Below are 12,226 nucleotides of genomic sequence, written 5' to 3'. Positions count from 1 at the left end.
CAGTGACCGGTGCGACTCGCCGGCCGGACCCGGTACTTTACCCGTTGGGACGCCTAGGATCGAGTAGATGGGAGAGGGAACGGAATTCGGACTGGTCGACCTCGAGGAGGTCGACACGCCGGGCGACGAGTGGGAGGAGATCGACGTCTCGGATACCGAGGCCGACCGGATCGCCCGCAAGCGCGATCGGGAGTTCGAACAGTTCGAGGAACGGATCAAGGACGCCGACCAGTTCAAGGTCGAGCAGTCGGTGTTCGACGACGCGACCTTCGCGGCGCTGTACAAACTCGTCCAGGACGGCTACGTCGAGGCCTTCGGCGGGCCGCTGTCGACGGGCAAGGAGGCCAACGTCTACCACGCGCTGGGCGACGACCGCGAGGTCGCGGTCAAGGTCTACCGGATCAACGCCTCGAACTTCCGGCAGATGCGCGACTACCTCGAGGGCGACCCGCGCTTCGAGGGCCTGGGCGGCAAGAAGAAAGACGTCGTCCTCGCCTGGACGAAGAAGGAACTGGCGAACTTAGAGCGGGCCAGGCAGGCCGGGGTTCGGGTACCCGAACCGATCGCGTCGGAGCGCAACGTCCTGGTCATGGAGTACATCGGCAACGACGACGGCCGCGCGAAGCGACTCGGCGAGGTCCACGTCGAGAACCCGCAGACGGCCTACGAGGTCATGCGCGAGTACATGCGCCGGCTCTACGCGGCGGGGATCGTCCACGGCGACCTGAGCGAGTACAACGTCGTCTTCCACGAGGGCCAGCTCGTGGTGATCGACCTCGGGCAGGCGGTCACGGTCCATCATCCGAACAGCCGCGGCTTCCTGGAACGGGACTGCCGGAACGTCGCGAGTTTCTTCTCCCGGCAGGGGCTCGACGCCGACGCCGACGAACTGCTCGAGTTCGTGACGAGCCCCGAGCCGGATCCGTCGCGCGAGTGACGATGAAGGAGTACCCGATCGTCCCGCCGGTCGACGCTGCTCCGGACGACCTCTTCGAAGGGCATCTGTGGCTCCTCGAGAAGATCGACGGGGCACACCTCCGCTTCCAGCTTCGGGAGTCGGGACTCGTCCAGTTCGGCGATCGAACCCGCGTCTACGACGACGACGTGCCCGAGCCGTACCAGCACGCCGTTCGCCACGTTCGCGAAACCCTCGACCGCGAGGCGCTCCGGAACGCCGTCGACGACGTCGAGGACGTCGTCTTCTTCGGGGCGGCGACCCACTACCAGACGATCGCCTACGAGTGGGATCGGATCCCGTCGTTTCTCGGCTTCGACGTCTGGTCGGCCGACGCGGAGGCGTTCCGCCCGCCAGACGCCGTCGACGCGATTTTCGACGGGATCGGTCTCGAGTCGGTGAACGTCCTCGAACGAGAGCGCCGCGCCCGGGACTTCGACCCCGACTCGTACACGGTCCCGCAGTCGGCGTGGTACGACGGCCCCGCCGAAGGCGTCGTGATTCGCAACAAACGGGGCCAGCGCGCGAAGCTTCTCCACCCCGATGCCGAGGATGCCGACGAACCGTCCCCGGTCGACGCGTCGGCCGAGGAACTGGCAGCGAGGTACGCGACCCGTGATCGGCTCGAGAAACTCGCAGCGAAACTCGAGGACCAGGGCCGGCCCGTAGCGTTCGAGACGCTGTACGATCGCGTCCTCGAGGATATCCTCAGGGAGGCTCACCGACGGCTCTACCACGGCGGGAACGGCGCTGAGATGGACGAGTTCCGCTCCGAGGTCGGCGCGCTCACGCGGGAGTTTCTCCGCGATCGAGCGGGCGAGCCGTAGTCGCGCTCGAACGGGGCAAAACACTCTTTATCGAGCCGAACCGACGTTCGCCCGATGACGTCCGCTCTCGAGTGCCCGTGGCGCTGGCAGGGTCCCTCGAGAGCGGACAGTGTCGCTGCGACGGGCGACGCGGCCTAACCCGGCGCTCACGGCGGCGATCGCTCCCTCCGCTCGTTTTCGGACTCGAATCGCCTTCCAGCCGCCGCAGTCGACCCTCCGAAATCGAATGCCAGAGCCCACCGACACACCCGACAGCACCGACCCGACATCCGACTCGAACGCCGACGCCGACGATTTCACCGTCACGCCCTACGCCGTCGACGGCGAGATCGACTACGAGAAACTCCTCGAGCGTTTCGGGGCTGACCCGCTCACAGACGAACAGAGCCGACGGTTCCCCGATCATCCGATGCTCCGCCGGCGGATCTTCTACGCCGGCCGGGACGTCGATCGCTACCTCGAGGCCGCCGAGTCGGGCGCATCCCACGCGATCGTCACCGGCAGGGGCCCCTCCGGTCCCATGCATCTCGGCCACGTCCTCCCGCTGTATCTCGCGAAGCGGTTCCAGCAGGAGACGGGTGCAACGGTCTACGTTCCGCTTTCGGACGACGAGAAGTACCTCGCGAAGGACCAGTCGTTCGAGTCGATCGGCGAGCACACGCGCGACAACCTGCGGGACGTCCTCGCCGTCGGCTTCGACCCCGAACGGACGCGGATCGTGATCGACACGGCCGACGCGGACGTGATCTACCCGATTGCCGTTCGGCTCGCCAGGTTCCTCACGCCGGCGACCGTCGAGGCCGTCTACGGGGAGCAGGACACCGTCGGCCTGCAGTTCTACCCGGCCGTACAGGCGACGCACCTCCTGTTACCGCAACTCGTCGCCGGTCGCCAGCCGACGCTCGTCCCGATCGCCGTCGACCAGGACCCCCACGTCCGGGTCTGCCGTGACGTCGCCGCGAAGGAAGCGCTTCCCGTCGACAAGCCGGGGGCCCTGCTCGGCCGATTCCTCCCGAGCCTCGACGGGCCGGGGAAAATGAGTTCCTCCGGCGACGCGCCGTCGATCGAACTCACGGCCGATCCCGAGACCATCACGGAGACGATCCGTACTCACGCGTACACGGGCGGACGCGCGACGCTCGCGGCGCACCGCGAGCACGGCGGCGATCCGACCGTCGACGTCCCCTTCCAGTACCTGCGATTCTTCTTCGAACCCGACGACGAGCGTCTCGCACGCATCGCCGCCGACTACCGCGCGGGCGAGTTGCTCAGCGGCGATTTGAAGGACCTGACGATCGATCGGATCACGGCCTTCCTCGCCGACCACCAGCGGCGGCGCGCGGCACTGGGGCCGCTCGAGGCCGAACTCGAACCCTATCGGCTGACCGACGACGAGCGACGGCGGGCGCTCGATCGAGCCGGGATCCCCGCATCCGATCGGGCGTGATCGATCGAAACCGGCGCTTACGACTACGGAGCGGCGGCTAATCCCTGATTAGTCCCAGCGCGGGCACGTTACAGTTCGATTTTCATGATTAGCTTGAAATACGACCCCGGTGACGGGTTCTAGCGAGGGAAGACGAATGGGTACACCTGGCACAGGACCGACCGACGAGTTCGACACTGAACCGGACGAAACGGACCTCACGTTCTACGGCGGGCGCGGAATGAGCGCGTTCCCGATCGTGTTCTTCGTCGTCTGGGCGATCGTCCAGACGGCGCTGTTGCGTATCTCGAGCGAAGAGGGGCTCGTTCTCGGGATCCTCCTGGGGCTCATCCTCGGGATGTTCTTCGCGAGAGGGTCCTGGAAGAGCTACGCGAACACGATCTTCGAGGGGATGACCCAGCCGGTCGCGGTGACGGCGATCGTCGCCTGGGTCTGGGCGGGGATGTTCGCCCAGACGATGCAGACCGGCGGCTTCGTCGAGGGGCTGGTCTGGCTGGCCGACCTCACCGGCGTCGGCGCGGCGCTGTTCCCGGCGATCACGTTCGTGCTGGCGGCGCTCCTGGCGACCGGTATCGGGACGGGGTACGGGACGACGATCGCGTTCGTCGCGCTGTTCTTCCCCGCGGGCGTGCTCCTGGGGGCCAACCCCGTGTTGCTGTTCGGGGCGATCCTCTCGGGCGCGATCTTCGGCGACAACCTCGCACCGGTCAGCGACACGACGATCGTCAGCGCCGTCACGCAGGACTCGGACATCGGGGGCGTCGTCGCCTCCCGGTTCAAGTACGCGATTGTCGCCGCGGTGCTCGCGTTCGTCGGCTACGTCGTCGCCAGTTCGATCCTCCCCGGTGCGGAGATCACCAACGGTGCCGAGGCCAGGCAGCTCTTCGTCGCGGAGAGCGATCCGCTCGGCCTCGTCCACCTGCTCTCGATGGGGATCGTCATCGTGACGGCGGTCGCCGGTCGCCACATCGTGGAGGCGATCTCGTGGGGGATCGTCGTCGCCGTGGTGGCGAACCTCCTGTTCGGGCTCGCGCCCGTGAGCGCGATCGTCCGTTTCGAGGCCCCAGCGGACGCCCCCGCGGCGGATCAGCTCTCGACCCTGCCGATCGTCGAGATCGTCCCCGAGGATCCGACCGTCGGCGGCAGCCTCGTCGAGGGTGCGGCCGGGTTCTTTACGCTGTCGATCCTCGTGCTGTTCATCATCGCAGCCGCCCAGATCATGATCCGCGGCGGCGCGTTCCAGGCGGTGCTGGACTGGTCGCTCGAGAACCTCGCGACGAACGTCCGCAACGCCGAACTCACGATGGTCGGCTCGGCCGCGCTCATCAACGCGACGATCACGATCAACACCGCCGCCGAGGTGGCGATCGGTCCCTACATCTCGAAGGTCGGCGAGCGCTTCAACATCAACGGCTACCGGCGCGCGAACATCCTGGACGCCCAGACGGCCGCGCTCGGCTACATCTTCCCGTGGTCGGGCGGGGTGCTGGTGGGCTTTTCGGAGATGCAGAACCTGCCGGACACGTACGACTGGTTCGACGCCTCGCTGGTGGTCAACCCGATCGACGTCGTCCCGTTCGTCTTCCACGGCTGGCTCCTGGTGGCGGTGTTCGTCTTCGCGGCGCTCACCGGATTCGGCCGCGAGTATCTCATCGATCGCGAGTCCGAGGAGGTGGCTCGCGTATGAGCCTCCTCGGGAAGTACTTCCGCGGGTGGTCGTTCCGATCGACGACCCCCTCGCTGGAGCCCGGCACCGAGGTGAACGTCTTCCTCAGCGAGTACGACGGCGACGGCGTCGGGATCGTGCACGTCGGCGATACGCGACTCTACGTCGAGGGCGTCGATCCCGACCACGTCGGCAGGCGGGTCCGGGTCGCGGTGACGTCGTTTGACGAGACCGACGCGACGGGCCGCGGCGAGTTCCGCGAGGTCGTCGGCGAGAGTTCCTACGCTGGCTAGGTGCCGATCGGCCCAACGCTCTTTACGATTCCCCTCGCGCATACCCGTATGAACATCGGTATCGTCTCCGATACGCACGACAACGTCGCGGCGATCGAGCGCGCAACCGAGATTTTCGAGGCGGAGGGCGTCGAGGTCGTCGTCCACTGCGGCGACTTCGTCGCGCCGCTGATGGTTCCGTACTTCGGCGCGTTCGAACTTCACGGCGTGCTGGGGAACAACGACGGCGACGTCGCCAACCTGCAGTCGGCGTTCGAGTCGCTGGGCGGCGAGAGCGAACTCCACGGCCGGTTCGCCGATCTCGAGTTCGACGGCCTCTCCTTCGCCGTCCTCCACGGGGAGCAGAAAGCGGAGGTCGAGGCGATCGCCGCCGGCGAGACGTACGACTTCGTCTGCTACGGGCACCACCACGACCGAGAACTCTCGGAAGTGGGCCGGACGACGGTGCTCAACCCCGGCGCGCACGTCCTACCCGGCTCCGAGGAGGATCGGACGGTCGCGATCGTCGACACGCTCTCGGAGACGGTGCGGTTCCGATCGGTCGTGGAGTGATACGATCCGTACGCGTGGTCCCGATTGCGGATCGCGAACGCCGTCCGAAGTGGGAGCCGCTACCACCCGTCACCGGCGGACCAAGGCCTTAACCTCGGCGAGCGAATACTGAGGCGTATGCAACACGTGAAGATTCCGCAGGACCGCATCGGCGTTCTCATCGGCGAGGGCGGCGAGACGATGCGCGAGATCGAGTCGGAAGCCGAGGTCCGACTCGACATCGACTCGGAGAACGGCTCCGTCGCCGTCGAAACCGTCGGCGACCCCGTTCGCGGCCTCAAAGGGCCCGAGATCGTCCGTGCGATCGGTCGCGGCTTCGCGCCCGAGGAGGCGCTCCGGCTGCTCGAGGACGACATGATGCTGTTCGACGTCGTCGATATCGACGCGGCTTCCCGCAACAAGAACGACATGAAACGCCAGAAGGGCCGACTCATCGGCGAGGGCGGCCGGACCCGCGAACTCATGGAGGAACTCTCCGGGGCGTCGGTCGTCATCTACGGGACGACCCTCGGGATCATCGGGACGCCGCCGCAGGTCGACGCCGTCCGCAGCGCGGCCGAGATGCTACTGGACGGGGCGCCACACGGCGCGGTCTACTCCTTCCTCGAGGAGAAACACAACGAGATGAAACACCAGGGGATGGAGTACCACCGGTTCCCCGGTTCGTCCGGTTCGTCCGGTTCGTCCTGAGTCGCGAGTTCGTCCGAGTCGTCCTCCCCATCCGAGTCGACCCGATCCCCGTACTCGTCCGGGATGACCCGACCTCACGCACCCGGAGACGTTCATGGATATCGACGTGTTTTTCTCCTAACGAGTATCGTACTAGAACGATGAGCCAGTTCGATCGACGAGGGTTTCTCTCGAGACTTCTGTTCGGCGGGGCGTTCGCCGTCGGAAGCGGCTCGGTGACGGCGGGAACGGCCGTCGCGCAGTCGTCCGACGGCACGGTGTGGACGTTCGACGCCGGTGACGCGATCGAGGCTGCCCCGGACGTCGCCGACGGCAGTGTGTACGTTCCGAGCAACGACGGGCACGTCTACGCGATCGACGCCGAATCGGGCGAGGAGACGTGGTCGTTCGAGACCGGCACCAGGAACGGATCCTCCCCGACGGTGGTCGACGGAACCGTCTACGTCGGCTGTAACGACGGCACTGTGTACGCGATCGACGCCGACGGCGGCGACGAACGGTGGTCCTACTCGACCGGACTGGCCGTCCGGTCGTCACCGGCGGTGGCCGACGGGATCGTTTACGTCGGCAGCCGCGACGACGCCCTCCACGCGATCGACGCAGCGAGCGGCAAGAACGAGTGGACGTTCGAAACCGGCGACTCGGTGAGCGGGTCGCCGATCGCGGCCGGCGGGATCGTGTATTTCGGGAGCCGCGACGGAACGATATACGCCCTCGAGGCCGAAACCGGCGACGAGGCGTGGGCCGTCGACACCGAGGAGTCGATCAGTACGACCCCGGCGATCCACGACGCTGTCGTCTACGTCGGCGCGTCGGACGAGACGCTGTACGCCCTCGAGGCCGAGACCGGCGAGGAGGTGTGGACGTTTGCCGCCGACAACACGGTCGGTTCCCCGACCGTCGTCGAGGACACCGTCTACGTGGGAACCTACAGCGACACCGTCTACGCACTCGACGCGGCAGAGGGAACCGAGCAGTGGTCCGTCGACACCAGCGGCTCCGTGCTGACCGCGCCCGCGCTGGTCGACGACACCGTGATCGTGAGCAGCGGCGACTCCCTGTACGCGATCGACGCCGAGGCGGGCGAGGTGGCGTGGACGTTCGAGACCGGGGACACGGTTCGATCGCCGACGACGACGGCGAACGGGATCGTCTACGCCGGAAGCTGGGACGAGACGCTGTACGCCCTCGAGGCCGACGCGTTTCCCCTGACGAACGACGACCCGATCGACGACCCCGGTGGGTCCGACGGGATCCCGGCACCGGGTGTGCTCGGCGCGCTCGCGGGCTTCGGGACCATCTCCTACCTGTTGTCCCGGCGTCGCGCGGACGCGGACGATCGATAAGTACCGGTCGGAACTGCCAGTACCGGCCGGAACTGCCGCTCGGCACGAATCTCTTCTTAAATAACCGTCGATCGTTTTCGAACGACGGTACAGCCCCGGTCGATTCACCCCCTCTGAGGGGTGCGATACCGGAAATTTTATATAGAATAACAATCAATCCTTCGGCTGACTATGGCACAACAGCAGATGGGCAACCAGCCCCTCATCGTTCTCTCGGAGGAAAGCCAGCGGACGTCCGGCAAAGACGCGCAGTCGATGAACGTACAGGCCGGCAAGGCCGTCGCCGAGTCCGTACGGACCACGCTGGGACCGAAGGGGATGGACAAGATGCTCGTCGACTCGACGGGCAACGTCGTCGTCACGAACGACGGCGTCACGCTCCTCTCGGAGATGGACATCGACCACCCCGCGGCCGACATGATCGTCGAAGTCGCCGAGACTCAGGAGGACGAGGTCGGCGACGGTACCACCAGCGCCGTCGTCATCGCCGGCGAACTCCTCAGCCAGGCCGAAGACCTCCTCGACCAGGACATTCACGCGACCACCCTCGCCCAGGGGTACCGACAGGCCGCCGAAGAGGCCACCGAGGCCCTCGAAGAGATCGCGATCGACGTCGAGGAGGACGACGACGAGGTCCTCGAACAGATCGCCGCCACCGCGATGACCGGCAAGGGCGCGGAGAGCTCCCGTGACCTGCTCGCCGGACTCGTCGTCGAGGCCGTCCAGTCCGTCGCCGACGACGGCGAGGTCGACACCGACAACATCAAAGTCGAGAAGGTCGTCGGCGGCTCGATCGAGAACTCCGAACTCGTCGAGGGCGTCATCGTCGACAAGGAGCGTGTCTCGGAGAACATGCCCTACTTCGCCGAGGACGCCAACGTGGCGATCGTCGACGGCGACTTAGAGATCAAGGAGACGGAGATCGACGCCGAGGTCAACGTCACCGACCCCGACCAGCTCGAGCAGTTCCTCGAACAGGAGGAGCGCCAGCTCCGCGAGATGGTCGACAAGATCGCCGACGCCGGCGCGGACGTCGTCTTCGTCGACGGCGGCATCGACGACATGGCCCAGCACTACCTCGCACAGGAAGGCATCATCGCCGTCCGGCGCGTCAAGTCCAGCGACCAGTCCCAGCTGGCCCGCGCGACGGGTGCGCGCCCCGTCTCGAACGTCGACGACCTGAGCGAGGACGACCTCGGCTTCGCCGGGAGCGTTGCCCAGAAGGAGATCGCCGGCGACCAGCGCATCTTCGTCGAGGACGTCGACGACGCCAAGGCCGTCACCCTCATCCTCCGTGGCGGCACCGAGCACGTCATCGACGAAGTCGATCGCGCGATCGAGGACTCGCTGGGCGTCGTCCGCACGACCCTCGAGGACGGCAAGGTCCTCGCGGGCGGCGGCGCACCAGAGGTCAACCTCTCGCTGGCCCTGCGTGACTACGCCGACTCCGTCGGCGGCCGCGAACAGCTGGCCGTCGAGGCCTTCGCGGACGCGCTCGAGGTCATCCCGCGCACGCTGGCCGAGAACGCCGGACTCGACCCCATCGACTCGCTCGTCGAACTCCGCGCCGACCACGACGCCGGCGACTCGGCGGCCGGGCTCGACGCCTACACCGGCGACACGATCGACATGGACGCCGAGGGCGTCTACGAGCCGCTTCGCGTGAAGACCCAGGCGATCGAGTCCGCTACCGAAGCCGCAGTCATGCTGCTTCGCATCGACGACGTCATCGCCGCCGGCGACCTCGCGGTCTCCGACGACGACGATGACGAGGACATGCCCGCCGGCGGCCCAGGCGGAATGGGCGGCGGCATGGGCGGCATGGGCGGTGGCATGGGCGGCATGATGTAAAACTAAATTTTGCTCTGCGGGCCGGCTTCGCCGGCCCTCGGCAAAATTTAGTATAAAAGCCTCCTCCCTCCCCTACGGGTCGATCGTCGGCCCGAGCGCGTCGCGGGGCGACGCGCTCGGTGAACGGCGTCGCTCACGGATCACTTCGTTCCCCGTTCCCAATCCCGCGGTTCTCACTCGCTTCGCTCGCTTCGAACCGCGCACCGCTCGGGTTCTTCGAATCGCTCACTCGCCGACACGAAATGCGGGCCACGGTTCACCGGCTGACGATCCAGTCCGGCCTGCGGCCCTCGCGGTGGGAGGTCTTGCCGTTCGAACCGCTCGATCGCGGTCTCGTATCGACCCATATTCTCTTTCGTCATAGCCCAACCCCGATCCCGCTTCGAGCGCCGCGTATTCGATCGAGTACAGGCACCAGCGTCGACCTCTATTCCTGGGCTTCGTCATCGCCAGACCGTGATGCCTAGAGTAACGATCGGCACGACTGACTGTCAATCGAGCGGTCGGACGCGACCCGGCGACCGGATCGCCCGTCGGAGCACAACTCAATTGAACTAAGTAGCTTCCCGCAATATTCGCCGACATGAACACGCTTCTGTTGGACAGCGGCGAGGTCGACGAGAACGCGCGGATGGCAGACGTCGTCCCCGCGATCGAGGAAGCCTTCGAGGCCTACGAACGCGGGAACGCACAGATGCCACCCAAGTCCTACATCGACCTCCCCCAGTACAACGGGGACTTCCGATCGATGCCGTCGTACCTGGACACCGGCGAGTGGGACGCCGCGGGCGTCAAGTGGGTCAACGTCCACCCGGACAACCCCGACGACCACGGTCTCCCGACGGTCCTGGGGACGATGATCTACTCCGATCCCGAGACCGCCTTCCCGCTCGCGATCATGGACGGGACGGCGCTCACGATGAAACGGACCGGTGCCGCGGCCGCGGTCGCCACCGACTACCTCGCCGTCGAGGACGCTACGAGCCTCGGCATCGTCGGCGCCGGGGTCCAGTCGTACACCCAGCTCGAGGCGATCAGCGAGGTGCGACCGATCGAGGAGGTCGTCGTCAGCGACCTCGACGAGGAGCGCGTCGAGCGGTTCGTCGAGACCTTCGGCGATCGGTTCGACGTCCGCGCTGGCTCCATCTCGGAGGCCGGCCACTGCGACGTCCTCTCGACCGTCACGCCCGTCGAGGAGCCGATCGTCGGCCCCGAGGACGTCGGCGAGCGCACGCACGTCAACGCGATCGGCGCCGACGCCGAGGGGAAGCACGAACTCGCGGACGACCTCCTGCTCGAGGCGACGATCGTCATCGACGACCACGAGCAGTGTACCCACTCGGGCGAGGTCAACGTCCCCTATGGCGAGGGCGTCCTGTCGGACGACGACATCTACGGCGAGATCGGCCAGCTGGTCGTCGGCGACCTCGAGGGCCGAACGGACGGGACGGGCGTCACGGTCTTCGACTCGACCGGGCTCGCAATCCAGGACGTCGCCGCCGCCCACGTCGCCTACGAGAACGCCACGGAGAGCGACGACGGCTACGCGTTCGGGATGATCGAGACCGACGGCCAGTAGCACGATCGACGACCACGATCAGTCCGATCGGAGTCGGCGCAGGATCGATCCGGTCATGCGGTGGCCGTCACAGAAGTAAGCCTGCGGCTCCGCGGTCGGCATCGGCAGGTCGTTCGCCGCGAACATCGTGTTCTCGTGGATCGTCACCTCGGCCGGCTGGAGCGGCCACGGATCGTGGGCGATCTCGCCCGTCAGCACGCCGCCGTTGCCCGGCGCGTAGAAGCGACGCCGTTCCGAGAGCCAGTACGCGAGCGATCCCTCTTCGGCCGTGAAGCTGTCGCCGTCCGGGCTGTAGGTCGCCGAAAAGCGAGCCAGCGGTCCGTCTCTCGACAGCGGCCCCACGTCGGTCGGCGTCGCGTTGCGATCGCTCGAGAACACGACCTCGTCCTCGTTGGTTCCCCCGCTGCTCACCCGCATCCGCGCGTAGTGGACCGGGAGTCTGGTCGCGCGGCCGGTGGCCGCGGCGACGAACGCGCTCCCGACGTCGATACTGAAGAAGTACAGGCCCGGATCGCCCCGGTACCGGACGTAGGTCCTGACGTTGAGTTCGGGAAACGCGAGCCGCGTGATCGGCGGCGAACCGCGCACCCCGACGTTCGTGAGCACGAAGGGAAGGACGCTGAGCCACGCCTCCCCGTCCCTGGTCTCTACGGTCAACTCGTCGGGGACGTGTGGCCGAACGTCGTCGGGCGCGACCGGCCAGTGGAGAAACAGGCCGTCTCGCCAGGTCATCGAGACGACGTGCGGGGCTGTCGGCGGCGCATCTCGGTCCGAGAACGTCCATCGAAGTGGGTCCGTCCGCGTTCGTTGGGGAGTCATCCGTGCGATCGGGGGTGAGTTCCGTCGTACGACGGGAAGCGGGATAAAGCACTACGACGACTGTCGCGGCCGATGACTCTCTTCGGGGCGGTGACGAATCGGTGCGATCGCGGGTCGGAACGGTCCCGGGGGCGACTCACCGGCAGACAGGAGTTCGCACGTCTCAGTTTCGGTGGACGTCTCGACCGATCGGTGGCCGTC

Annotated in this window: 11 protein-coding genes; 10 read left to right on the top strand and 1 reads right to left on the bottom strand. The window is 66.8% G+C overall.

What is annotated here, in order from left to right:
• The first annotated feature begins 67 nt into the window (after positions 1-67).
• The 10 genes from rio1 to MUN73_RS01740 all read left to right on the top strand — a co-directional run bounded on the left by rio1 (position 68) and on the right by MUN73_RS01740 (position 11,206).
• Positions 68-937, top strand: a complete 870-nt coding sequence (rio1, locus tag MUN73_RS01785) for a serine/threonine-protein kinase Rio1 (RefSeq protein ID WP_250138734.1) — start codon at positions 68-70, stop codon at positions 935-937.
• Positions 938-939: 2 nt separating this feature from the next.
• Positions 940-1,782, top strand: coding sequence for an RNA ligase family protein (locus MUN73_RS01780; RefSeq protein WP_250138733.1), 843 nt, complete (start codon positions 940-942; stop codon positions 1,780-1,782).
• Between the two features lie 226 nt (positions 1,783-2,008).
• Positions 2,009-3,229, top strand: coding sequence for a tryptophan--tRNA ligase (locus tag MUN73_RS01775; RefSeq protein ID WP_250138732.1), 1,221 nt, complete (start codon positions 2,009-2,011; stop codon positions 3,227-3,229).
• 136 nt (positions 3,230-3,365) lie between these two features.
• The gene (locus tag MUN73_RS01770) at positions 3,366-4,916 is read left to right on the top strand and encodes a Na+/H+ antiporter NhaC family protein (RefSeq protein WP_250138731.1); all 1,551 of its coding nucleotides are present in this window, start codon (positions 3,366-3,368) and stop codon (positions 4,914-4,916) included.
• Positions 4,913-5,188, top strand: coding sequence for a DUF7513 family protein (locus tag MUN73_RS01765; RefSeq protein ID WP_250138730.1), 276 nt, complete (start codon positions 4,913-4,915; stop codon positions 5,186-5,188). Before MUN73_RS01770 ends, MUN73_RS01765 begins: the two co-directional genes overlap by 4 nt.
• A gap of 48 nt (positions 5,189-5,236) precedes the next feature.
• Positions 5,237-5,740 carry a metallophosphoesterase gene (locus MUN73_RS01760; protein ID WP_250138729.1) on the top strand — a complete coding sequence of 168 codons (504 nt, stop codon included), beginning with the start codon at positions 5,237-5,239 and terminating at the stop codon, positions 5,738-5,740.
• Between the two features lie 117 nt (positions 5,741-5,857).
• Entirely contained in the window at positions 5,858-6,430 is a 573-nt protein-coding gene (locus MUN73_RS01755; protein ID WP_250138728.1) for a KH domain-containing protein, read from the top strand.
• Between the two features lie 140 nt (positions 6,431-6,570).
• Positions 6,571-7,776, top strand: a complete 1,206-nt coding sequence (locus tag MUN73_RS01750) for an outer membrane protein assembly factor BamB family protein (protein WP_250138727.1) — start codon at positions 6,571-6,573, stop codon at positions 7,774-7,776.
• Positions 7,777-7,962: 186 nt separating this feature from the next.
• Entirely contained in the window at positions 7,963-9,627 is a 1,665-nt protein-coding gene (thsA, locus tag MUN73_RS01745; RefSeq protein ID WP_250139595.1) for a thermosome subunit alpha, read from the top strand.
• Positions 9,628-10,210: 583 nt separating this feature from the next.
• Positions 10,211-11,206: an ornithine cyclodeaminase family protein gene (locus tag MUN73_RS01740; protein ID WP_250138726.1), complete on the top strand. Its 996-nt coding sequence runs from the start codon at positions 10,211-10,213 to the stop codon at positions 11,204-11,206.
• Between the two features lie 18 nt (positions 11,207-11,224).
• Here the strand turns inward: MUN73_RS01740 and MUN73_RS01735 are convergent, their stop codons facing one another.
• On the bottom strand, positions 11,225-12,025 hold the full coding sequence (locus MUN73_RS01735) for a YqjF family protein (protein WP_250138725.1): 801 nt from the start codon (positions 12,023-12,025) through the stop codon (positions 11,225-11,227).
• Positions 12,026-12,226: the final 201 nt, after the last annotated feature.

Source organism: Halosolutus amylolyticus (assembly GCF_023566055.1).
Lineage (GTDB): Archaea > Halobacteriota > Halobacteria > Halobacteriales > Natrialbaceae > Halosolutus > Halosolutus amylolyticus.
This window is presented reverse-complemented; position numbering and strand designations above follow the sequence as displayed.